This is a genomic window from Bradyrhizobium sp. SZCCHNS1022 (assembly GCF_032484835.1).
GTDB lineage: Bacteria > Pseudomonadota > Alphaproteobacteria > Rhizobiales > Xanthobacteraceae > Bradyrhizobium.
Genome location: NZ_JAUETT010000001.1, coordinates 1,263,120 through 1,285,316, shown reverse-complemented (window position 1 = coordinate 1,285,316; position 22,197 = coordinate 1,263,120). Strand labels below are relative to the sequence as shown.

20 protein-coding genes, 1 tRNA gene and 1 pseudogene are annotated in these 22,197 nt (G+C 61.5%); 12 read left to right on the top strand and 10 right to left on the bottom strand.

The window, feature by feature from the left end; all coding sequences use genetic code 11:
- The first annotated feature begins 250 nt into the window (after nt 1–250).
- The 6 genes from QX071_RS05735 (at nt 251) to QX071_RS05710 (ending at nt 5,527) form a co-directional block, all read left to right on the top strand.
- A complete protein-coding gene (locus QX071_RS05735; protein ID WP_315701857.1) occupies nt 251–1,393 on the top strand; it encodes a hypothetical protein in 1,143 nt (380 codons plus the stop codon).
- Nucleotides 1,394–1,647: 254 nt separating this feature from the next.
- On the top strand, nt 1,648–2,532 hold the full coding sequence (locus QX071_RS05730) for a hypothetical protein (protein WP_315701858.1): 885 nt from the start codon (nt 1,648–1,650) through the stop codon (nt 2,530–2,532).
- Nucleotides 2,533–2,582: 50 nt separating this feature from the next.
- Nucleotides 2,583–2,858: a helix-turn-helix domain-containing protein gene (locus QX071_RS05725; RefSeq protein WP_315701859.1), complete on the top strand. Its 276-nt coding sequence runs from the start codon at nt 2,583–2,585 to the stop codon at nt 2,856–2,858.
- Nucleotides 2,855–3,079, top strand: a complete 225-nt coding sequence (locus QX071_RS05720; RefSeq protein WP_315701860.1) for a helix-turn-helix domain-containing protein — start codon at nt 2,855–2,857, stop codon at nt 3,077–3,079. Before QX071_RS05725 ends, QX071_RS05720 begins: the two co-directional genes overlap by 4 nt.
- Before the next feature lie 29 nt (nt 3,080–3,108).
- Nucleotides 3,109–3,390: a hypothetical protein gene (locus QX071_RS05715; RefSeq protein WP_315701861.1), complete on the top strand. Its 282-nt coding sequence runs from the start codon at nt 3,109–3,111 to the stop codon at nt 3,388–3,390.
- Nucleotides 3,383–5,527, top strand: coding sequence for an ATP-binding protein (locus QX071_RS05710; protein WP_315701862.1), 2,145 nt, complete (start codon nt 3,383–3,385; stop codon nt 5,525–5,527). Before QX071_RS05715 ends, QX071_RS05710 begins: the two co-directional genes overlap by 8 nt.
- Before the next feature lie 908 nt (nt 5,528–6,435).
- On the opposite strand, the gene QX071_RS05705 is transcribed toward QX071_RS05710, so the two are convergent.
- Nucleotides 6,436–6,509 (bottom strand) — tRNA-Arg (locus QX071_RS05705).
- Between the two features lie 152 nt (nt 6,510–6,661).
- Between QX071_RS05705 and QX071_RS05700 the strand changes: the two genes are divergently transcribed.
- Nucleotides 6,662–7,963 carry an integrase family protein gene (locus QX071_RS05700; RefSeq protein WP_316171439.1) on the top strand — a complete coding sequence of 434 codons (1,302 nt, stop codon included), beginning with the start codon at nt 6,662–6,664 and terminating at the stop codon, nt 7,961–7,963.
- A gap of 400 nt (nt 7,964–8,363) precedes the next feature.
- On the top strand, nt 8,364–8,675 hold the full coding sequence (locus QX071_RS05695; protein WP_316171436.1) for an SAVED domain-containing protein: 312 nt from the start codon (nt 8,364–8,366) through the stop codon (nt 8,673–8,675).
- Between the two features lie 364 nt (nt 8,676–9,039).
- Here the strand turns inward: QX071_RS05695 and QX071_RS05690 are convergent, their stop codons facing one another.
- From QX071_RS05690 to QX071_RS05665, 6 genes are all read right to left on the bottom strand, one after another.
- The gene (locus QX071_RS05690; RefSeq protein ID WP_316171434.1) at nt 9,040–9,477 is read right to left on the bottom strand and encodes a hypothetical protein; all 438 of its coding nucleotides are present in this window, start codon (nt 9,475–9,477) and stop codon (nt 9,040–9,042) included.
- 1,007 nt (nt 9,478–10,484) lie between these two features.
- Nucleotides 10,485–11,252: a hypothetical protein gene (locus QX071_RS05685; protein WP_316171432.1), complete on the bottom strand. Its 768-nt coding sequence runs from the start codon at nt 11,250–11,252 to the stop codon at nt 10,485–10,487.
- A 1,546-nt stretch (nt 11,253–12,798) separates the two neighbouring features.
- The gene (locus QX071_RS05680) at nt 12,799–14,133 is read right to left on the bottom strand and encodes a hypothetical protein (RefSeq protein WP_316171431.1); all 1,335 of its coding nucleotides are present in this window, start codon (nt 14,131–14,133) and stop codon (nt 12,799–12,801) included.
- Complete coding sequence (locus tag QX071_RS05675; RefSeq protein ID WP_410051613.1) at nt 14,130–14,648, bottom strand: Mov34/MPN/PAD-1 family protein; 519 nt, start codon at nt 14,646–14,648, stop codon at nt 14,130–14,132. The genes QX071_RS05680 and QX071_RS05675 overlap by 4 nt, the downstream gene beginning before the upstream one ends.
- Nucleotides 14,545–15,063, bottom strand: a complete 519-nt coding sequence (locus tag QX071_RS05670) for a hypothetical protein (RefSeq protein WP_316171429.1) — start codon at nt 15,061–15,063, stop codon at nt 14,545–14,547. Before QX071_RS05670 ends, QX071_RS05675 begins: the two co-directional genes overlap by 104 nt.
- Before the next feature lie 3 nt (nt 15,064–15,066).
- Nucleotides 15,067–15,567, bottom strand: a complete 501-nt coding sequence (locus QX071_RS05665; protein ID WP_316171428.1) for a hypothetical protein — start codon at nt 15,565–15,567, stop codon at nt 15,067–15,069.
- Nucleotides 15,568–15,774: 207 nt separating this feature from the next.
- On the opposite strand from QX071_RS05665, the gene QX071_RS05660 reads away from it, so the two are divergent.
- Nucleotides 15,775–16,071, top strand: a complete 297-nt coding sequence (locus QX071_RS05660) for a hypothetical protein (RefSeq protein ID WP_316171426.1) — start codon at nt 15,775–15,777, stop codon at nt 16,069–16,071.
- Complete coding sequence (locus QX071_RS05655) at nt 16,068–17,216, top strand: ImmA/IrrE family metallo-endopeptidase (RefSeq protein ID WP_316171424.1); 1,149 nt, start codon at nt 16,068–16,070, stop codon at nt 17,214–17,216. The genes QX071_RS05660 and QX071_RS05655 overlap by 4 nt, the downstream gene beginning before the upstream one ends.
- 153 nt (nt 17,217–17,369) lie before the next feature.
- Here QX071_RS05655 and QX071_RS05650 read toward each other — a convergent pair whose 3' ends face one another.
- The gene (locus tag QX071_RS05650; RefSeq protein WP_316171422.1) at nt 17,370–17,636 is read right to left on the bottom strand and encodes a conjugal transfer protein TraD; all 267 of its coding nucleotides are present in this window, start codon (nt 17,634–17,636) and stop codon (nt 17,370–17,372) included.
- Nucleotide 17,637: 1 nt separating this feature from the next.
- Entirely contained in the window at nt 17,638–17,964 is a 327-nt protein-coding gene (locus QX071_RS05645) for a conjugal transfer protein TraD (protein WP_316171420.1), read from the bottom strand.
- 171 nt (nt 17,965–18,135) lie between these two features.
- Here QX071_RS05645 and traA point away from each other — a divergent pair, with 171 nt between their 5' ends.
- A complete protein-coding gene (traA, locus tag QX071_RS05640) occupies nt 18,136–21,147 on the top strand; it encodes a Ti-type conjugative transfer relaxase TraA (RefSeq protein ID WP_316171418.1) in 3,012 nt (1,003 codons plus the stop codon).
- Between the two features lie 129 nt (nt 21,148–21,276).
- Entirely contained in the window at nt 21,277–21,489 is a 213-nt protein-coding gene (locus tag QX071_RS05635; RefSeq protein WP_316171416.1) for a helix-turn-helix transcriptional regulator, read from the top strand.
- A 125-nt stretch (nt 21,490–21,614) separates the two neighbouring features.
- On the opposite strand, the pseudogene QX071_RS05630 reads toward QX071_RS05635, so the two are convergent.
- Nucleotides 21,615–22,015 (bottom strand): annotated as a pseudogene (locus tag QX071_RS05630) (ArdC-like ssDNA-binding domain-containing protein); the annotation flags it as partial.
- Nucleotides 22,016–22,197 lie beyond the last annotated feature (182 nt).

Genomic DNA, 22,197 nt, shown 5'->3' with positions numbered 1-22,197 from the left:
AAGACCAATGTTTCCGCCCCAGGCGGAACGATCTTCGAAGTCTCCCTCGATCACCCCCGGCAAGTGCCACCAGGCCGCAGCGAGCCGCCTGCAGGCCGTTGCGCCGGCGCCTGCGCCAATTGGCGCAGGCGCCGCGAAGGTCGCCCAAAGCAGCCGCTGCGCCGCCGGCGCCACGCCATTTTCCTCGTCACCGATGGGTTCGGCCAGCCCGCCCGGCGCATCGCAGCCCACGTGCGATCGGATCGAACCGGTGGCACCGGCCGCGACTTGTCCGGCCGGCGCTGGAGGCGCTGTCAGCAGGAGAATCTTCATGAACGTTATCGCGTCCATTGCCGCATCCACCGCTTTGCCCGTCCATGCAGCGGCGGCCGTCCTCGACGACGATCCGATCTTCGCCGTGATCGAAGACTATCGCAGCGCTCGGGCGCGAGCGGAGGCGGCACTCACCGATCACGACATCGATCAGACGGCCGCTCGTTGGTTCGATGCAATCAAAAGATTTGCCGCAACGGAGCCGACGACGGTGCGAGGCCTCCTGGCGATGCTGATCTTTACCACCGAGATCCGTGACGTGGATCGTCATGCCTTCGACGGCTTGGCAATCTTCGAGAGCTTCGCGAATTCGGCACGTGCGCTGTCTGCAAGGCTTGCCATCGAGACGATGCAGCCACGTCAGTTCGACCGATCGGCGGCGGCCAGCCCATCAGCGGATGCAGCGACGCCAATGACCGAACGCAAGTTACGAATGAACGACGACGTCGCGGATCTCGCGATTATCGAGCTGGCCGGGCGGTACATCGTCGCCGAACAGCTATATTGTGATCTCCAGGCGAAGTTCGACAAGGTGCAATTCCAGGATCCACGCACCGCGCCGGCCGAGCTGCGCTGGCGTGATGACGACGCTCAATTGTTCGGACCATTCGATCGGAAGCCTGACGACGGGATCTGGCATCGCGGGTGCGATATCGATCCGCTCCGCTCGGAAAAATGGTGGCAGACCAAGCAGTCCGACACAGAGGCGGTCACCGGACGCGCCGTCGTCCCATCTGACGCAGCGCGCGCCAGGGCTAATGAGATCATCGCTGCCTACGATCGATGGACCGCAAGGCCACCACGCGGCTACAAGGCAGCAAAGCGCAGAGTCGACCGCGCAGAGCGTGAGTATAGGCGGCTCGAAGACGAACTGTTCGCGGCACGCGCAATGACGCCGGCAGGAATGCACGCGAAGATTCGCTGCGCCATGGCCTATGCAAAGTCCGACACTGTCGATTCGATCGATAGCGGCGGCTGCTCAGAGGTGATGGCGCTATCCGTCTTCGAAGACATCGCACAGCTGGTGAAATCGAAGAGGTCGGGCGACCGTCGCGCGACGGAAACATCGCTGAGCACCTGATTTTCGATCACTCTTGATCGAATCGGGCGAACTTCACCGAAAGCGACGAGGCTGCGCAAATTTGCGCAGCCGGCAGCGCGTCGATTCGCCCATCACAAATTCTCCGAAAACCAATCGAGGACCCTATGGTCAACACCCGATTCGCAGATCATTCTGGAGGCCGCGCGGGGCTAGGCCGGCCAGCCGAACACCGTCCGCCACAGACGGCGCCCCGCAGTTCCCAGATCACGTGGCTTCGCCGTTGTGGAGGCGACATGCGCGGCTCTGAGCCGTTCACGATTGATGATGTTTTGGAGACACCCTCGCTCCGCGAAGTGCTGGCGCGCCTGGTCTTCGAGTATCCAGCCGTTGTCGAGATGCGCGAGGCCGCAAAAGCGGAGGCTCGACATGCGCAACACGCCTTCTACGATTGGGCTGGTCTGCTCCATGGCCCAAATGATGAGTTCCTTGATTTCAGGTGCTGCGCGACGGCCGATCTGACAAGCCTAGACGAATTCGAAGTTCTCTGGCGAGATAGCGAGGCCCCGCTCGCGAAGTTGATGCTGGAGGATGCGAAAAGCCGGCGTGCTCAGGAAGCATTTAGCCGTGAGGTGCGATGGCGGGTAAAAAGCCTCTTTGGCCGCATGTTGGGCACGGGCAGGTTGGCCGCGCTCGGGCTGAATGCCGTCAGCCTCCAAGTCGAGCAGGTCCCGGCAGCGGTCTGGACCCATCAAGCCTTTTCCGTTCGGATCGAGACAGGCGATGTGTTGCAGGCTTTAACGCCAGATCAGCCCGGCCTCTATGTACCGAAAATGAAGCCGCGATGGGATGCAGTCACGCTGCAAGCCGGCGAAGTTGTGGTGGCGAAAGCCACGAGGGAAGTCGCGCCGAAGCTCCCCGTGATTATACCGGCTGCAGGTCAGCAGGCTCAGCCCACTAACAAGCGGGGTGCGAAGCGATGGCAAACTCCGCGCATCAAAGCGATGATGCATCATGATCTCGATAACGGCATTGATATAGTCAACTGGAAGCAAGAAGCGTGGGAAGAGCGGTATAGCGCGCGCCGGTCGACCTGCAAGAAGGCTCTAGACGAAGTCCTCGCCGAACGAACTAGAAATAGCAACAAACGTCGACAATCGACAAATAGCGACAACGCCTGAATCCGCTGATCGTCTTGCTGCGCATTTCCGCGCAAACCGAGCGAGAGACCATGATCAGCGAGACCAGCAAAAGGCGCGTTGGCGAAGTCGTCCATCTGCCGCCCAACAGAGACCCCGATTCGGCGTGCACCGAGATGCAGGCAGCCACATTCCTCGGCGTATCGGTTCGCACTTTGCAGGGCTGGCGCAGCCGCGGCGGCGGCCCGGCCTTCGTGCGATGCGGTCGCTTGGTTCGCTATCAGCGTCGAGCGCTGATCGCGTTCTTCAACCAGAACACCGTCGCACCGGCACAACCCAGCGCCGATAACAAGGCGCAGATGCCATGAGCGGGACGTCCAACGAGGCCGATCTTCTCACCGAGATCGAGGCTGCCCAGCTCCGGCGGCAATCTGTCCGTACGCTTCAAGCTGAGCGCGTGCGCGGCGGCGGCTGCCCTTTCGTGAAGCTGGGCCGCAGTGTCCGTTATCGCCGTGCGGACGTGCTCACCTTCATTGCCGCCAATCTGAAGGCCTCGACCAGCCAGGTCAGCGCGGAGCAGCGGCGATGAACGCAAGGCCTGCTCGCATCGACTTCCACGTGATCGGCGAGGCGGCGGCGCGCCAGGCTGAGCCGATCGTACAGCGCTGGTTGCCGGACGGCCGGCGCGACGGCCACGAATGGGTCGCGCGCAATCCAACGCGCGCGGATCTGCGGCCCGGATCATTCAAAGTCAATTTGCGCACGGGCGCCTGGGGCGACTTCGCAACCAATGACCGCGGTGGGGATCTGATCTCGCTCGCCGCCTATTTATTCCGTCTCAGTCAGGGCGAAGCTGCCCGGCGCGTTGCCGAGATGCTGGGAATTGATCCGTATGGCTGATCCCTTCGCGCCGCTCAACGGAAGCGTAGCGCCGATCAAACAGGCGTCCCGCAAGGGCGATTGGTCTCCGGTCGCGCCGGTGCCAATCGATGCGCCGCCGGCGCCGCAGAGACATCCGAGGCGCGGCGCGCCGACTGCTCGATGGACGTATACGGACGGATCGGGCGCACTGCTCGGCTATGTTATGCGTTTCGATGGACCGAATGGTAAGGAATTCCGGCCGCTGGTCCTGCATCGCAACGGCGCGCAGCAGGAATGGCGCTGGTCGTCATGGTCGGCGCCGCGACCGCTCTACGGCCTGGATCGCCTCGCTGCGCGGCCAGGTGCCGCCGTGATCGTGACTGAAGGCGAGAAGGCGGCCGACGCAGCGCTGCGCCTGCTGTCCGGCTTCGTGGCCGTGACATCGCCGAACGGCTCCAAGGGAGCGCAGCATGCCGATTGGAGCGCACTGCGCGGACGCACAGTGATTATCTGGCCCGACGCCGATGCTGCAGGCCTGGACTATGCCCAGGCCGTGGCGCAGCTTGCCAGGCGCGCGGGCGCAGCAAGCATCGCGATTATCGATCCGCCGGCGGAAGCGGCTGTTGGCTGGGATGCGGCCGATGCCGAAGCCGGCGGTTGGACATCGGAACGCGCGGGCGAGCTGGTCCGCGCGGCCAAGCCGATCGATGGACCAGCAGCGCCGGGCGCGCAGGATGCAGGCGAGGGCCGCAAGCGCACGCCGCAGCGAGATACGCTGATCGGTCTCACCGAGCTATGCGACCTCTGGCACGATTCCTATCGAACCGCTTTCGTTACCTTTCCAGTCAACGGACATCGCGAGAATTGGCCCGTTCGCTCGCGCGAATTCCGTATGTGGTTGTCGGGACGCTTCTTCGAAGAGACCGGCGGCGCGATCGGCGGCCAGGCCCTGGAGGATGGTGTTCGCATCCTCGAGGCGCGTGCCGTGAACGACGGACTGCAGCATACGCCGGCGACACGCATCGGCCGCGGTGGAGATCGGCTATATCTTGACCTCGGCGACGCATCGTGGCGCGCCGTCGAGATCGATGCGAGCGGCTGGCGCGTCGTCAAATGCCCGGCGGTCAAGATGGTCCGATCGATGGCAATGCGGCCTCTCCCCGAGCCGGAAGCTGGCGGCGCAATTGAAGAGCTGCACCAGTTTCTCAATGTGCGCGACGAAGGCAGTCTCAAGCTCGTCGTGGCGTGGCTTGTGGCAGCGCTGCGCGATCGAGGGCCGTATCCCGTACTCGTCGTCAACGGTGAGCAGGGCACTGGCAAATCCGTGTTCACGCGCAACATGCGCTCGCTGATCGATCCGAGCGCGGCGCCCATCCGCGCAGTGCCGAAGGATGACCGCGACCTGGTCGTATCCGCCGGCAATTCCTGGATCCTCGCATTCGACAATCTCTCATCGGTGCCGGTGTGGCTGGCGGATGCGCTGTGCCGGCTCGCGACGGGCGGAGGCTTTGCAACGCGAATGCTTCATACCGACCGCGAAGAGTCGATCTTCGAAGCTTCGAGACCGATCATTCTCAACGGCATTCCGTCACTCACCGACCGCGCCGATCTCGCCGATCGCGCGGTGTGTATCCATCTGGCCGCAATCCCTGAAGAAGAGCGCCAGCCGGAAGACGAACTGGCCGCGCTGTTCGAGCAGAAGCGGCCGTTAATCCTCGGCGCGCTGCTCGATGCGGTATCAGCGGCGCTGCGGAACATCGCCGGTGTCAGGCTTGCCCGCTCGCCGCGCATGGCCGACTTCGTGAAGTGGACGACAGCTGCGGCGCCTGGTCTCGGCTGGGACGATCCTGAAGATTTTCTTAGCGTCTACGCAGACAACCGCCGCGACGTCGTGGATGCGACCTTCGAGGCTGATCCTGTTGCAGTGGCAGTGAAGGACTTCATCCTGCTGGTGCACCCGCGGGAAGGTTGGAACGGCACCGCTACCGAGCTGCTGGCACTGCTCAATGATCGCGTCACAGAGAGTGTCCGCCGTTCGAAGATCTGGCCGATGTCCGCGCAGGCCCTGGGCAATCGCATCGATCGCATTGCCCCACTTCTGCGTGGCAAGGGCTTCGCGATCGAGCGCCGTCACTCGGGGGTGCGTACCATCACCATTATGCCGCCGAGCATCTGAGACCAGGCGACCAGTGCCGCTTCTGATTAGCGGCGCGCGCTCTTCCCCGCTCCCCTACTTCTCATCCTATCGCGCCACGCGTCCAAAGCGTCGCGGCGCGGACGGCGCAGAAGGAGGAAAGGTGCAGCCGCACACGTCGCATCAAGGGGATAGGGGGTTAAAATCCCCAAAGCCTCAGGGGCCGGTTACCGCATGGGATCTCACTGGCGGATTTTTTTCTCGCTGGGCGGCTTTTTGATTTTGCCTTTGAAATCAAACTAATCAAAGGCCGCTTGCAACCCGCGTGGAAGCCGCTGGGTGAGCGCCCAATTAGTCCTGTTTCGGTCGCGAGACAGGCCGCTAAGCATAGTGCCTAGCTCCGCCGCGGCACTGGCCGGCCGTCGCATATCCAACGTTCGGCCCTCTCTGCGATCGCGCCTTTTGTTTTCTGGTGGGTTGTCTGCGGGCTAGCCGCAATGTCGCACTGTTCAGCTCACCAGAAACAAGCTCCCAATCCTCCCAAAAGCTCCCATCTGCGCCGGTTCAAAAATCCTTCCGGCTTGGAAGGTTTTTCAGGGCCCGCGCGGCGAGGCGATCGAGGCGCCGAAGCGGTTTGGACGGCTTGGACGGCTTTGGACGGCTAGCCGATTTCGACTAAGCTGCTGATTTTACTATGACCTGGACAGCTTGGACGGCTTGGACGGCTCCTTCTCTTTTCAGAAAAAGGATTATGGTAGTAAGCAATGCAGGTTGTGCATACCAGCAGCCGGCCGCTCGACCTTGGACGTTGCGTGCTGATCCGCATGCAGAAGGGGCGCACCTCACTGGCGATGAGTTCTCGCGCTTACGCTCCGCTTACGCGGACGAACTGAAGAGCCGAAGTGTCATCGGCCAACATCTGCTAAGATCTTGATGCAAGTGACGGAAACTGGCGCGCCCGGAACGATTCGAACGTCCGACCCTCAGATTCGTAGTATGAATTTGGCGCTTTCCGACTGCACGCGGCGGTATCTCGCCACACTCTCGCCCTCGCAATAAGATACTGATTGGTCATGCACTTTCGCGTCATGGCGTAGTCTGGCGTAATTCGACCTCGATGATTCTCATCCAGGACTTCCCCAGACTAAACCCAGACTAAAAATGGTGAAAGTCCCCATGGCTGACCAACGCGAGATTCTAACCGACAAGAGCATTGCGCGTCTGTGCGCGGGAGAGAAGCAATACAAGGTGCGCGACAGCGAGCTACCGGGATTTTTCGTCCTCGTCGGCAAGCGTCGGAAGACATTCATGGCCCAGGGTGAGTTCTGGCGCGATGGCGTTCGTGAGTTCACGGCCCAGGTAAAGCTCGGTGAATTTGGCGACATAGCCACGCGACAAGCGCGAGCCAGAGCCAAGGAAGCACTCGGGTCGATTGCCAAGGGCCAACGTCCTGGCGAAGCTCCGACGATTAAGCCCGGCTCAATAACGCTTCGGCAGGCCTGGGAGCGCTATCGAGATGCGCATATGGAACGTAAGGGTCGAAGCTCGGGGACCATTGGCAATTATCAAGATCACATGGAGCGATTGTTCAAGGACTGGCTCGACAATCCATTGGCTCGGCTTGGCCGGCAGCCGAACCTAGTTATTGAACGCCACGACAAGATCACGAAGGAAAATGGCCCATACATTGCCAATGGAGCTCTACGCAGTCTGCGAGCCGTCTACAACCACGCCCGGAAAGGCAACCCCGACCTTCCTGCCGCTAATCCAGTCTCCGCCGTCGATTGGAACAAGGAGCACCGACGCAATACGGGTATGGGACCGAACGACATCGGTGCTTGGCTTAAGGAGCTTCACGCACTGGACAACCCTTTAAGGCGAGAATTTCACCTTCTGACACTTCTTAGCGGATCACGAACAACAGCGCTTAAGGCGGTCCGCTTCGAGCACATCGATCGGCGAGGACGGCTCGTCCACATCCCGAAGCCCAAAGGTGGTGAGGAGAAGGCATTCGATATTCCGCTATCGCGGCCGATGATCCGCTGCATCATCCGCGCGATCAGGTGGGGTCGGATCATGTATCCCGAGCAAGGGTATTCTTGGTTGTTTCCGGCCGATAGCAAACAAGGACATCTCGTCGAGCACAAGGAGGATAGAAATGTCCTCTCCAAATGGGGCAACGATCTGCGGCAGAGCTACCGCACGCTCGCGCAAGCGGCAGGTGTTTCAGAGCTCGACATTCATCTGCTGATGAACCATTCGCTACCCGGCGTGAACGCCGGGTACATCACGCGTGATCGGCTATTGAGGGACCACCTGCGCCAGCAGCAGCAAAGAATATCGGAGTTCGTTGTCAATGCCCTCGAAGTGAGGGGTGACATGTCGTTAGCGCGATGGCTCAGAAGCGCGAGTGTCGAGGGGATTGCTGATCATGCTGAAGCAGGAGTGAGATCTGAGACGATGTCGGCGGTTGCATAGAGTGCAAGCTGCGGATTGCCGGTCTCCTTCCCTGTCGAATGCTCTCTGTCCGCCCAAACCCATCCTCCGCCTCCGAGTTCAGGAACTACGGTTGCGCGGTGCGCGTGAGCAGAGTTGGCGGCGACACCGATTGTTGCGCTACTCATCGTTTGGCTGTGGTTTGAACGATAGGATACAGAGCAGAATGGTACTGCGCGTAGAGGGAGTTCGCGCATACATATGACATTTCCCTTTCACTTCAATATCTTACATTGACTTTCCGGCCAACCACCCATTGTTGGACCCACATCATACTGGCGGATTATAGCGGAAAAAGGCGAACGATCACGGGCAAGTTGCAGGACGGATCACGAGGCCAAAGCGAGATCGGAGCCTCGATACCGAGACGATCGCACCCGCCATGGAGATACTCGACGGCTGCCGGCTCGACGGACGAAGACGGCATCTTAGTCACCAGGCGGTCCCCTTCGCACCGTTCGCGATATCCAAAGCGACCTCCCAGACTTCCTTCGCTACGACCGGTTTGTCTCCGCGCTTGATCCGGAGCGCGACAATCAGAGGCTCCATCTTCGATCCAAAATCGTCCGCGCCGAACGCGTTGCTCTTCTATCTCGGCCAGCAGCACCAGGCGATCTCGCCCTGCATCGTCTACGAATACGATTTCGATCGGCGCGGCAACGAGAGCTACCAACCCTCCATGATCATGGACTGAACGCAATGCGCCCGCCACCGATCGTGCGCCCGTTTCCCGCGTGAGGCGTCGGTGACTTGCCGACGACTGGGCGGAAACTCGTGCGGAAGGTATCGCTATGAAGAAGATTCTACGGTTTATCGAGCGCTTCGCTCATTAGGTGGCCCTCTTCCTCGGCATCGTGGCGATCGCCTGGATCGTCGCCCTCGTCGGCCGCCCCGCGGAGAATAGCGGAGCCAACCCACCTTCGCCAGCGCGGCCGCACCTAGCCACCCCCGGCAGCGTAAGCACCACCGGGTTGGGCAATCCAACTCCGGCGCGCCACCAAATAAAGCCCCCCCGGGAGATCAAGAAAACTCCCAATCTCCAGGCTTTCAGCACACTACTAGAATTTCTTACAGGTGTTGAAGAATAACCGCGGCTCAGGAGCGCGCCAATCGCATAGAAGGTAGGTCACCCTAGCGTAGTGGCGAGTGGCTCGCATAAATTCGGGCCGTATGCCGTCGAGAATATCGGGTCCATTATCCGTCGTTCCGATGAGCTTGGTGCCCTGAGGACTCCCGACCTCTATTTCCCCATCATGCTCGACTATACTGAACGCGCAAAGCACGTTCGGATTGACGTGCATCCAGTTGTCGCCAATCGCTACAGTGACCGGTACTCCCGTGCATTGGGCCGGCGTGTGCTCTGCCGGCTCACTGGCTATCCTATTAGCCTCGTTATAGAAGTCGTGCGCCAACCATGAAGCGAACGCGATCGCAACGGCGATAACAAACAGTCCGAGGAAAAACACCAGTCGAATGAACCTGAGCAGCAACGACATCGCCCCCCCCTACAGCAACTCGACGCAGTGGTACGGGCGGCGAAGGTACGACGTCTTCCTCGCCGCAAGAAGCGGAAAAAGAAAAGTGACGGCCGGAGTGCCCCTCGTAGGCAGTTCACGGGTGGTTCGATCACGAGAAGTCCTTGCCTTCCGTGGCCACGTAGGAAGGCGGAAAAGCCGTTCCGACGGACATTGCGGCAGAGATTGTTGCTTGACCTTGTCTCGCGCGGTAGTAGAACATGGTGGATTTTGGATTTCCACAGCACCAAAGAGCAAATGTGGATCGGCGCATGGGGCAGCTCGTAGGACTAATCCTCGGTCTGAGTGCTGGGTTCTTGTTATTGGCGATCTGGTGGAATGCGCTTGGACCGGTGCCGAGCTACGACGCTCCGGGCTTCATGGTGACTTTCCCGCTTCAACTGTTTGTATTTCGTATCGGCGGGTTTATCGCGATCTTGGTCGTTACGGTGGGCTTGTGCACGGCGTTCATGCGCATGTTCGGAAGGGCCGGACAGGGGAACAGCGGAGTGCGCGCACAGCGCTGGACGCGGCCTCGTCAGGTCGGACGGAATTATTCGATGGACGCGAACTACGAAGCTTCACACGTGCGGGAAGCGGAGCCAGCGCCAGAAAAAGTCAGATGCGACGTTTGCACGAAGCTCTTCAAATCGGCTCCGAATGGCCGCGTGAAGTGCGACGGGTGCCGTGGCACGGGAAGGACCGCACCGGGGTTGGAAGGCTTCTTCAGCCTCGAGAAGTCAATCATCTGCCGCATATGCGGCGGTAAGGGCCACGTCCGATGTCCGCAGTGCCACGGCACGCGCTATATGTAGCCGACGTTCTCAGACGGCTGGTTAGCGGCGATAAAGCTCCTGAGATCAACAGCCGTATAGTCAAGACACCGCAATAACTCCAGTTTAGGAGTGGCCGCGACGATCCGGGCTATCGGAGGGATGACAGAGTCAGCAGAAAATGTCCTGCCCGAGAAGCGGCGGACGCATCGCGCGTCACCGCATGTACCCCGAACCCACCAACGCTCCATCCGAATTGACGTAGCCTTGCGCGCAACCACTCGTATCAAAGCCGTCGCGGCGAAGCAATTCGCAACCAGGCGTATTAAGCTCTTTTCGAAACTCTTCTTCTTTCGATGGGGACGGATTGGCGAACCTTCCCGGTATCTCGCGGGCACGCTTAGGCGGAGGGGCGTTGCCTGCTAGAACGGTTATAGCTTTCTCCGCCGCAACTTTCCCATTGATAAGTACGACTAGCTTATAAGCATCGAGGCCGACGCCGGTCCATCCGCAGCTCCGTTCTCCCTCCGCTTGGAGTAGCGGTGACCTTGAGAATTCACAACCGAAGCGACCTTTGCGGGAGGCGAGATACGCCTCCATGACGTCGTGAGTGGTGTCTGCTCCAGTATAGTTGATGCGCGCCTCGAGAGTTTCGAGAGGTCCAACCACGGTATCCCCAAACACCGTGCTATCAAACATACTGAAGCTTCCGAACTCGACTCGGGTAATCCTGGCAACGTGCGGTCCTCCCGACAAAGCCAGATTCGGCTGGGTGCTAGGTTGAGCGGAGGGCATTATAGAAATAGGCGGGACCGCCCCGGTGACGGTGAAGCGGGCGCCGCCACTGCTACCGTCTGCGTAAGCGTACACCGAATACTCGCCGGGTCCGAGATTTACTTGCCATTCGCAAAAGACGGTTCCCTCTTCATACTCTGCCACCTGATCGTCGCACTGCTTTAGTTTCGAGCCGATCGCCAAGATCATCCTGAGTTTCGTACGCGATGGGTGTGCGTTTTGGTACTCTGCGGCCGCAGCCACGTTGGTGACTGGCGCCGGGAGCCGTTCTGTTTGTCCGAATAGGCGACCGTTCACGAGTCTTTGCCCGATCCGTATGGAGGCGATTCCCGGCAAGGCTGGCGGCCTCACGACTGGAGGTGGGATAGCGCGTTGAGCCAGGTTCGCGATTGGTGCTGGTCTCGAATTGGCGGTGTTCTCTGGTCTTGGAGCGGTGTCTGGGTGAGACAGTAAACTCCAACCAGCGAATACGAAACAGGCCGCAACGGCGAGTGCAAGCGCATTCCTAGTTAATACGTAGTTGTAGCGACGAGGAGGAGTAGGTGGATGACGGAGACCGCTGGACGGGTCAGCGCCGAAAGGGTCGCGCTTCGTGGACGAAGTCGGGTGTTTCTCTAGGAACCATTGAGCGATTTTATGAACGCGATCGATACAGATATGAGCTCTATATCGCGCTTCGCTGGCGGATATATTTCGGGGGTAATGTGCGCCCTCCGAACCGGAGCTATAAAGTTGAAAGAATTCGTTCGTGATTTGCTGCCCGATGTCCTTTCGGAGTTCATCCCGGAGCGTCGAGAACCCTTTTCTGTATCCGTCTGAACCGTTGGGCTCAAGCCGATAGATGCGAACGAGTTTGTTTTGTAGGCACTCGGCGCACATCCGAAGCTTAACCAGCGAGGTGTACGGATCTGAGTCGAGGTTGGCTTGTGCCGAACGCACCAACTGCTCAAGTTCTGGATCGATCTCGGAAAGCGAGAAGCCGAAACTCCCGTGCATTAAGCCCCCCCAAGACTAAAGCACTCGGATAAGCGAATAGATTTTCCTCTATGGCCGGTACACTACATCAAAGAAAAAGGCCGCGCTAGGCGGCCTGTATGCGCTGCAACTTAAGCTAGTCAAGGAGATCGGCCATTCCTGCACAAGCTTGGTACGCTCGGCAATGTACCGCGCCCTGCTATGGGCTCGTCGAACCTCGGCCTAGTGCGCTAGCGCCGCCTCGATCACGTTGGGATGAGCCATGTGCCGCTCGTTCATGACCGTGTTAGCCGAGGCTCGGAAATCGGGCGCGACGTGCATGTGACCGTCGTATCCGAGTTGGTGCACTGCAGGATGCGGAACTGATTTGGACCGGCAAACAGACCTCGCCACCTCGGTCCGATAAGCGGCCGATGGGTTCCGCTATTCCAGTTGCGCGTCTTCCAATCTTGAGGAAACCCCATCTTGTCGATGGGAGTAGCTGGATATTCATCGATCAGCTCTTTCAACCTCTCAGCCCAGTTCGATCGTCGCGAGCATTAGTTGAGTATGATGCTGAGACTTGCTGCCCGCGCGCTCGTCCGGTCGTCGAGATTCAGATCGTTCTTATACTGCCGGATCGTCGTGAGCTTCAGTGTGTACACACGATTCCAGATGCGATTGTGATGCGCGCAGGGGTTACGCAAGTAGAGAATCAAAAGGCAGCAAGACTTCAGTGCGGGCTCAGGAGTCCAATCAGCCACGCGACCGACTTCACGCCTCAACCGACGACCGGTCTAGACCTTACGAACGGAAGGATGCCAGGTCTGGCGAGCATATGCCGCCGGCCGGCAGCGCGACGACAGTTCGTCAACGCCACGTCAGCGAGATCGACGAAAGTACCGTCGGTGACGGCCCGGCAGGCTTGCGCCACCTGCATCGCGGCCGCGACGATCGCCGTCGACGGCACGCCGAGACTGCGGCGGGCGATCATCAACGCCCCGCAGCGATCGATGCGACCGGTGTCGACGAGCTCTTGGAGCGCCGGGACAAGCGGAACTTCCAAGTGACCGTCCTGCTGGGGCCACGCCTGCTCGGGCGAGCGCCTTCCGGGGAAGCCGTGGAGCCGAATGTCAAAGATCTCCGAGGGCGTGGCACCGAGGCCGGCATCGACGACGAGATCGAAGTTCGAACGAGCCGCGGCGCGCCGAGCCGCGAGATTGTCGACGCCGACGAGCGCCAGCCCGGGCTCGTCGGCCGAGCGCTTGGTGCCATCGACGAACCTGCTTTCGATGACCGTGGTGCCGAAGCCACGCGCCTCCGCCCACGATGCCGCGTTGCGTGCCTTTTTGCGACCGATCCAGTCCGGCTTGGTCAGCAGTTGGATGGCGAGGTTGCCGACTTCGGACTTATCGGCGTCCTGAAGAAACAGGGAGACCATGCCCGGATCGGCATACGGGAGAAGTCCGATCGTCCACAGCGCGGCCTGACCGAGATTGCCGAGCCCCAACATCCAGTACGCCGCCGGCAGGTAGTCGAGATCGATGCCGGCAGCGTCTTCGTAGCCCGGCGACAACGCCGACAATCTTGAAGTCCTCCGACAGGCGAGCTTGTCACCGAGCACGACACTGCGGAAGACCTCGCCGATGCCCATGGCGGCCGCGATCACGCCGCCGATTTCGTTGCCGCCCTGGGGCGGATCGGACGGCGCCTCGATGCCGACGAGGCCTGCCCAGCCATCGGCCCAGCACAGCGCCCCGCCCTGCATCCGACGGCGCCCGGTACCAACGTGCAAGGTGACGGCGTGCGCCGGCGCACCGGTAGAACGGCATCCCGCGAGTTCGAGATGCCGACGGACGGGCCATCTGCCGAATTGCCCGACCACGGTCGTGTCGCCGAAATCGGAGCCGAGATAGACGCCACCGGGAAACATCCGCACGCCGCATTCCGCCGCGGTAAGCAGCGCCGCCTGTATCCACGGCGCGCCGGTCGCGGCATCAGCGGTCAGAACAAGTGCGGCTTGATCGAGCGTTCTCCGCGCCTCGTCGTAGCCGACATGACCTTCGCCGCGAATGAGCAGCTGCGCCAACCGGTCATCTTCGATCGAAATGTTCATGCGAACCTCCTGACCGCGAAGTACCTGCCGGCATCGTCGCTGCGATCGGTCCACTGCCGGCGACCGCGATATTCATAGATGCCGATTTCGCCAGGCAGGTACGTGCGATCCGCGAAGTTCGGCACGATGATCGCGACGTGCCCAACTTCCGGGATCATCGGGTTGTCGCGATCGGCCTGGCTCTGGCCGACACCGCCGCCGGGATGGGTGTGGACGTCGGCGACGACCTCTAGTCCTTCGCGGCGACATAGATCCCAGACGACGTCCATCTTCGAACCATCAAACAGGATCGCACCCTGCAACGAGTGCGGATCGACATCGTCGTATGGCAGAAACGCTTCTATCGTCCTGAGGCCGTCGGCTCGGCGGCCGAGGAGGAAACCGCCACTCTCGCGATGACCTCGGCCGCGCTCACGCAGCAGTGACGATGTTTCCAGCCACAAACTCCTGCGGCAGTTCAAGCGCCGCGGCGGGAAGACTAGCTCCCGAATATTCCGTAGAATCGAGAAGGCCATGCACGGTCTCCAGCAGAAAGATGATCGTCTTGTCGGCGGTCCAGCAGAGTTCCTGGTACTGACCGGACCAATGGCTCCGCGCCAGCCGGTCGACGGGGTGGTAGAGGCACGGTGTCGACCACTGGGTGAACGAGACCATCGTGCCGCCCTGCTTGTTCTTGGGCCGGTGCGCATCGGCGAGCGCCTGGTTGTCGCGGCCATGCCAAAGCTGTGAGGTCGGCGCCGTCGCCGGGTATCCGGAACAGTCCGACCGCAGCAGGAAACCGGTCGGGCCGCCGAGACGAGCCGGTGCCGCGACGAAAAACATCGCGATCGGGAACTTGATGCCGAGCAAGGCCCAGCGACCCCGGCGCACGCCGACCTTGAAGGTCGGCGATTCGAGATCGCGCATGAGCGCGTTATGATCGGGTCCCATGGTCTAGCCTTGCGGCTTCACCTTGAAGACAAGATCGAGGACGATCGACTTCTCGCCGCGAGCGGCTTGGCCCAGATGCGAGTCCGGCGGCAGCACGTGGCCGTCGTGCTTCAGCTGGAAGTCAATCGAGTCCTCGGTCGGGGCCAGCTGGCCGACCGCCCACTGTGTCACCTTCGCGATCGTCGCCGACGGACGAAAGGGATGCTCGACGTGACGGCCCTGGTAGCGGACGATGGTCGCGATCTTGCCGGGCTTGCCGACATGAAGCGGCGCGAACTCGGCCGGCAGACGCTCGATCAGCACCGAGTCGAGACCGAGCGGCTCTTCGGCGTCCTCGACGTAGACCTCGAGCAGGCCTTCGATTCCCGTTTTGGTGACGGCGATCTCGACGAACTCCTTCACGGTGGTGGTGGGACAGATCTCGGCATCATGATGACCGGCCTGCCCTTCCGCCGCGAAGACGACAGTGACCCGCTCGAGATCGACTTCGACAGACTGAGACATTTGCAGCTCCATTGCTAACGGGCTGTCGCCCGCACGAATGCTCCGTATCCGCGCGCGGGAGGGCGGAGCCAAAACCCCTTGGTCCGCGCGATTCTGTGTGTTAGTCCCACATCCGGGAACGCTGATTCTCGTATGCCACGGCACGGGTTCGAATGCAATAGAACGTCCCACATTTGGGAACCACTTTTGAGAGAGCCGTCGTTTGCCATGAAGCTGATGGGAGTATCGAAGTTGGCCGAACTCGCGCGAAATGCGCGCGACGCCCTCGACGGCGCGATACCGGCGCTCGTCGCCGAGCTGGAGGCGGGCAGGTGGCAGTCGACGGAAGAAATGGCTGAATTCTTTCCTGCCGCAGACGTCGACGGCATGAAGGTCCGCATTCGGCTCGGCGCCGGCTACCGGGTCGACCTTCTGGCCGACTGCGAAGCACAAATGATTCTTATCGAATATGCGGGTTCGGAAACCGGGGCACGCGCTGACAAGACAGGGAGCAAAGCGGCATGACAATCCGCCCAATTCGCACCAATGAGGACTATCAAGCCGCGCTAAAGCGAGCCAAGGCGCTGTTCGGGAAGAGCGGTCAGAGCGAGCTCGATGAGCGGGAGGTGTTGCAGGCTCTCATCGAGCAATGGGAGAGATCTCAACACCCTATCGAGGCGGCGACGCCGGCGCAGGCGATCAAGTTCCGTATGCAGCAGACCGGCCTATCACAACGCGAGCTGATTCCGTATCTCGGGAGCAAATCGCGCGTGTCGGAAATACTCAACGGACAGCGACAACCCACCGTCGACCAGATCCGGGCTCTACATCAACACCTCGGGATACCCCTCACTTCGCTCATCGGCTCGTTCAAGCATGAGCCTGCCGCCGGTCCTTCCAGCAGTTCGATGGCGGCCGAGGAGACCCTTCGCAAGCTTGGTGTGATAAAGTCGAAGGAGAGCCTTGCCGGCTTCGTGTCGCGCTCGAAGGTCTCCGCTCCGGCCGTCGCCATGCTGCGCAAGACAAGAACCGAGCGGACCAATGCAAAAACGGATCTAACTGCACTCGAGGCATGGTGCGCGGCAGCATTGGGACGTGCGGAAAAGGTCGCAATCAAAAAGATCAAGATCAGCGATCCGAAGAAGGCGGCGCGTCGGCTGGCTCAGTTGAGCGCATTGCCCGACTGGCAAGACCAGATCGTGGCAGCGCTACAGGGTATGGGAATTATTCTGATCATCCTGGAGCATCTACCGGGAACGTTTCTCGACGGCGCCGCAATGTGCCGCAGCGACGGCGTTCCAGTGATTGCTCTGACCTTGCGGCACGACCGATTGGACAATTTTTGGTTCACGTTGTTGCACGAATTCGCACATGTCGTTTGCCACCTGAACCCCGATCGACAGCTGATACTCGACGATCTCGACGTCGCCAGCTCCGAAGCCATCGAAGCCGAGGCGGATGCGTTCGCGCGCAATGCGCTTATTCCTCCCACCATTTGGAAGCAAATCGACGAAGGCAGCAGCACGGAGGAGATCATCGCCGCGGCCGAGAAAGCCGGAGTTCACCCGGCTATTGCCGCGGGCCGCTGGCGGTTCGAGCATTCGGACTATCGCCGGTTTTCGAAGTTGATCGGTCGAGGCGAGGTCAAATCCGTTCTCAGATCCTCCTAAGGATTCGGCCAGTGACGATGTGCGATCTGTCGATGCCGAGAGCTGCCGGTCTATTGGTTCAATAAGCAGAATGAAATCCATTGCCTCACTTCCCTTGCCGGCATGCTCGAAAGTCGCTACGGACCGTCGCTGTTGAGAGGCTGCTGTAACATCTCACGACGAACCGCCGGACCAGTTGGGATCCGTCTTGCTGTGAGTCGCCAAAGCCGGCTCAAGGGCTTGCTTCCCCTTCTCCACCCACAGCGCGCGCGCCTGTTGACCTTGATCGCTTTGGAGCTTGTCGACACACCATAGCAGCGCGCCAAAGATCGTAGCGCGGTCGTCGCCCGTTAGGTTCACAATCCCAGATTTCACAACGAGGCCGCCGAGTTCGATGAGGTGCCGCGTACGCTTGCGGCGCTCGACCTGCCACGTGCGCATGTCATGTCGCGCCCTTACGGCTTGATACCGGTTGCGCGCCGCCCGGTTGCGCCGGAGTGCCGTCCATGTTGCGGTCAGTTGCTGGCGCATTTCGCCGCGCCCGGCTTTGAAAGAACGTGGCCCCGCGCTTGGCCCATGCCTCCCTCTTTCCGGTATCCTTCGTCTCCGTCAGCACGATCAGTGCGCCCGCAAGTTCATCGGTGCTGAGGCTATCTGCCCCAATAGCGATGACCAGTTCACCGAGCTGCTGTACCTTGCGACTCTTGAGATCCCGCGCTTTGTCCGTAAGTGCTTTCAGTTCAGCATCAAAGTCCCGTGGCTTTCGCATCGTCGTCTCCATCGGTGTTGATAGAGAAATGATAGTCGAGCACCCGGCACAATGCTGTAAGGTCGTCAGGACGAGCTGAGACGGGATAGTCCCTCCCGAGATTTTTTCGAGGGAGGGCGCGCTTATACGTCGTGCCGACGTGCGCTTCGCTGTGTAGATGATCTCGTCGCGATGGCGATCTATCATCTTCACGTCAAGGTCATTGGCCGCAAGTCTGGGTCCAGCGCGGTGGCGTCAGCCGCCTATCGTTCGGGCTTGCGGCTGCGCGACGAGCGCTTGGACCGCAGCCACGACTTTTCTGGCAAGCGCGGCGTCGTCCATTCCGAGGTGATGCTGCCGGAGAATGCGCCAGAGGCATGGAGCGACCGCGAACGGCTGTGGAACGATGTCGAGGCATTCGAGATCCGCAAGGACGCCCAGATTGCCCGCGAGGTCGAATTTGCCCTTCCCCGCGAGATGAGTGAGGCTCAGGGCATCGAACTGGCCCGCGACTTCGCCCGGGCCGAATTCGTGGATCGGGGCATGATCGCCGATCTCAATGTGCATTGGGACAGGGCCGAGGACGGCATGCCCAAACCGCATGCCCATGTCATGCTGACCATGCGCGCAGTGGACGAGAACGGCTTTGGCCAAAAGGTGCGGGATTGGAACCGCACGGAGATGGTCGAGCGCTGGCGCGAACGCTGGGCGGAGATCGCCAATGAGCGCCTCGCCGAGCTCGACATCGACGCGCGGATCGACCATCGCAGTCTGGAAGCGCAGGGTATCGCACTGGAGCCGCAAAGCCAGATCGGCGCACCCGCCAAACGCATTGAGGACCGCGGCATCGAGGGCGAAAGCAGCGAGGCCGATCGCGCCGAGATGCACCGCGAGATCGCGCGCAGCAATGGCGCGCAGATCATCGCCGATCCCTCCATTGGGTTGGACGCTATCACCCGGCAACAATCGACCTTCACACAACGCGACATGGCGAAGTTTGCGCACCGACACAGCGACGGGATCGACCAGTTCAACGAGCTCATGAGTGCGATGCGTAGCGCACCTGGTCTGGTCGAACTCGGCAACGGCAGTCGCGGCGAGGAGCGCTTCACCACCCGCGAGATGATTGAGGCCGAACAGCGCCTGCACCGCGCGGCCGAACTCATGGCGGAACGGGAACGCCATGAGCTGCGGGACGCGGACCGCGAGGCCGCTTTGGCACGCGCAAAATCGCGCGGCCTTGTCCTTTCCGGCGAACAAGCCGAAGCGCTGGCGCATATCACTGATGGACGCGATCTCGGCATTGTCGTCGGCCATGCCGGCGCCGGCAAGAGCGCGATGCTGGGCGTGGCGCGCGAGGCCTGGGAAGCCGCGGGCTATGAGGTCCGGGGCGCGGCGCTGTCCGGCATTGCGGCGGAAAATCTCGAAAGCGGATCGGGCATTGTGTCACGCACCATCGCCAGCCTGGAGCATGGCTGGGGACAGGGCCGCGACCTGCTCACGGCGCGCGATGTGCTGGTGATCGACGAGGCGGGTATGGTCGGGACGCGCCAGTTGGAGCGCGTGCTGTCCCATGCTGCCGAGGCTGGCGCCAAGGTCGTGCTGGTCGGCGATCCGCAACAACTGCAAGCCATCGAGGCCGGCGCGGCGTTCCGGTCGATCCATGAGCGACACGGCGGCGCGGAAATCGGCGAAGTGCGCCGCCAGCGGGAGGACTGGCAGCGCGACGCCACGCGCGATCTGGCCAATCGCCGAACCGGCAACGCGCTCGACGCCTATCGCTCCCACGGCTTGGTGCATGAGGCAGCGACACGCGAGCAGGCGCGCGGCGCTCTGATCGATCGCTGGGACCGCGACCGGCAGGCGTCGCCCGACAAGAGCCGGATCATCCTTACCCACACCAACGACGAAGTCCGCGCTCTCAACGAGGCAGCGCGCGAGCGGATGCGGGCCGCGGGCGATCTGGGGGATGACGTCCGCCTGACCGTCGAGCGCGGCGCGAGAAATTTTGCCAGCGGGGATCGCCTCATGTTCCTGCAGAATGAGCGCGGGCTTGGCGTCAAGAACGGCACCCTCGGGATCGTCGAGCACGTCAGCGCGCAATCCATGACCGTGCAGACCGACGATGGCCGATCCGTTCGGTTCGACCTGAAAGACTACAACAAGATCGACCACGGCTATGCCGCGACCATCCACAAGGCGCAAGGCATGACTGTCGACCGCGTCCATGTGCTGGCGACGCCCGGCATGGACGCCCATGGCAGCTATGTCGCCCTGTCGCGGCACCGCGACGGCGTGGACCTGCACTATGGCCGCGACGATTTTGCGGGGCGGGACCGGCTTGTCCGCACGCTGTCGCGCGATCGCGCCAAGGACATGGCCTCGGACTATGATCGTGCCGATCCGGCACAGAGCTATGCCGAACGGCGCGGGATCACCTTCCGCGAGCGCGTGGCCGAGATCGTGCGCAGCGTCGTACCCGAGAAGGTACGCAACATGTTCGACGGCCTTCGCTCTCCTTCGGATGTGCCCAGCCCGGATCGCGGACGAAGGCCGGAGCAGCAAACGCCGGAAAGGGAAAGGAGCGGTACGCCTGCTGAGCGCCGCAAAGCCGAAGCGCCGGAAAGGAAGCTGGCGGAAGAGGCGGAAAAGGAATTGCGTCGCGTGCGTACCCGCGCGCTCGTGCGTCATGCCCGCGCCGTGGATGCGATCTTCGAGGTGCAGGAGATGGGCGGCGAGGCCAATGCCGAGCAGGTGAAAGAACTGCAAAAGGCCCGCCGAGCCTTCGAGGAGGTGCGGCCTTATGGCTCGCGCGATGCCGAAGCCGCCTACAAGAAGAACCCGGAGCTTGCCCGCGAAGCGGCTGGCAGCCGGGTCGATCGCGCCATCCGCGCGCTCCAGCTCGAGACCGAACTGCGCATCGCCCCTCACCGCCGCGCCGACCGCTTCGTGGAGGACTGGCAGAGGCTCGACCAAGCCAGCCTGCGCCAGTATCAGGCGGGCGATTTCTCGGGCTACAGGGCCACGCGCTCGGCGATGGGCGACATGGCCAGAAGCCTCGAACGCGATCCGCAACTGGAATCGCTCCTCGACAATCGCAAGCGGGAGCTCGGCATCGCCTTCGAGTCAGGCCGCCGGCTCGGCCTCGAACTCGCCTTCTCCCACGGCATCGACCTCGGTAGGGGCCGCGGCCTCGGAATCTGATCCATCCTATTTTCCGCCGGCTCTACTCCATAGTGCGGCGAGGCGAAAACTCTCTTGCGGCGCCCGCAGCCGGGGGGCCTGTCTGGTCTCAGAAGTCGTCAGAAACAGCCGGCAGGAGGCAGCGCGGCCATGCGCGAACCAGACCGTATCATCCGGTTGAAAACCGTCCTCGCCAGGACCGGGCTGTCCCGGTCTACCGTCTACCGCAAGATCGCCGAGGGCACGTTCCCGCCTCAGCTCAAGATCAGCACAAATGGGACGGGCTGGCATCAATCGGATATCAACCGTTGGATCGCAGATCCTGTCAAGTGGCGGCCGAGACGTCAGCGCGAGGAGGCTTAATACAGCTGCTCACGGCCCACGTTGCACGTCGAGCGCATCAAGGTTTCGCGTCTAAACAGGACCGGTTACCATGGGCGGGAGCTGTGGCGACCGATTTACCAGATCCTCGCCCGGAATCTAGGCGACGGCAGGCCGTCGACTTGGTCGCATTGAAAAAGGGCAAAGCGCTTCAGAAATGGAATGGCGTACGCTTCCTCACCAATTCGCCTGGCGCGGCGCTTCTCGTCCGCCGGCACGAAGCGATCGGCATAGACTACGGTGACACCGCGCTCGCCCTTGCGGACGTCGTCGCAGAGTGACAGCACCTGACGGAAAGTGAGCCAGCTCTGGCCCGCGAACCCGCTCGAGTGACCGCAGCCCAGAGGATCAGGACATCGATCCCCGAGTAGAGTCTCTAAGTCGCGGCATTCATCGGCGGCGAGAGCGGCGCCATGGCTGAATCCAGGGCAGCCGCCCGCTCCAGCTCCGGATTGATCTTGTTCGCGGTCTCCTCGTATAGGCTCGCCCGGCTCTCGCCGGCGCGCGCTCCAAACTTCTGTCCCCACCGTCGCGCATCTCCGTGACGGAATTCCCGGCATCACCCGGGATTTCAGGGAAGCCGACAGCCCAGTCCCGGAGGGGAGACGCTCATAACTCAATGGGCGGGCTACAAAGGCTGCGTCGGCGAGGCTAGGACGTGGTGTCGGTCAGCAGGACGGGCATATCGCA

Bases quoted from the DNA above. Each gene is read 5' to 3' on its own strand.
- QX071_RS05730 (WP_315701858.1), top strand. From the start codon at position 1,648: ATGCGCGGCTCTGAGCCGTTCACGATTGATGATGTTTTGGAGACACCC.
- QX071_RS05725 (WP_315701859.1), top strand. From the start codon at position 2,583: ATGATCAGCGAGACCAGCAAAAGGCGCGTTGGCGAAGTCGTCCATCTG.
- QX071_RS05720 (WP_315701860.1), top strand. From the start codon at position 2,855: ATGAGCGGGACGTCCAACGAGGCCGATCTTCTCACCGAGATCGAGGCT.
- QX071_RS05710 (WP_315701862.1), top strand. From the start codon at position 3,383: ATGGCTGATCCCTTCGCGCCGCTCAACGGAAGCGTAGCGCCGATCAAA.
- QX071_RS05700 (WP_316171439.1), top strand. From the start codon at position 6,662: ATGGCTGACCAACGCGAGATTCTAACCGACAAGAGCATTGCGCGTCTG.
- QX071_RS05695 (WP_316171436.1), top strand. From the start codon at position 8,364: ATGGAGATACTCGACGGCTGCCGGCTCGACGGACGAAGACGGCATCTT.
- QX071_RS05690 (WP_316171434.1), bottom strand. From the start codon at position 9,477: ATGTCGTTGCTGCTCAGGTTCATTCGACTGGTGTTTTTCCTCGGACTG.
- QX071_RS05685 (WP_316171432.1), bottom strand. From the start codon at position 11,252: ATGATCTTGGCGATCGGCTCGAAACTAAAGCAGTGCGACGATCAGGTG.
- QX071_RS05680 (WP_316171431.1), bottom strand. From the start codon at position 14,133: ATGAACATTTCGATCGAAGATGACCGGTTGGCGCAGCTGCTCATTCGC.
- QX071_RS05675 (WP_410051613.1), bottom strand. From the start codon at position 14,648: ATGGCCTTCTCGATTCTACGGAATATTCGGGAGCTAGTCTTCCCGCCG.
- QX071_RS05670 (WP_316171429.1), bottom strand. From the start codon at position 15,063: ATGGGACCCGATCATAACGCGCTCATGCGCGATCTCGAATCGCCGACC.
- QX071_RS05665 (WP_316171428.1), bottom strand. From the start codon at position 15,567: ATGTCTCAGTCTGTCGAAGTCGATCTCGAGCGGGTCACTGTCGTCTTC.
- QX071_RS05660 (WP_316171426.1), top strand. From the start codon at position 15,775: ATGAAGCTGATGGGAGTATCGAAGTTGGCCGAACTCGCGCGAAATGCG.
- QX071_RS05655 (WP_316171424.1), top strand. From the start codon at position 16,068: ATGACAATCCGCCCAATTCGCACCAATGAGGACTATCAAGCCGCGCTA.
- QX071_RS05650 (WP_316171422.1), bottom strand. From the start codon at position 17,636: ATGCGCACGTGGCAGGTCGAGCGCCGCAAGCGTACGCGGCACCTCATC.
- QX071_RS05645 (WP_316171420.1), bottom strand. From the start codon at position 17,964: ATGCGAAAGCCACGGGACTTTGATGCTGAACTGAAAGCACTTACGGAC.
- traA (WP_316171418.1), top strand. From the start codon at position 18,136: ATGGCGATCTATCATCTTCACGTCAAGGTCATTGGCCGCAAGTCTGGG.
- QX071_RS05635 (WP_316171416.1), top strand. From the start codon at position 21,277: ATGCGCGAACCAGACCGTATCATCCGGTTGAAAACCGTCCTCGCCAGG.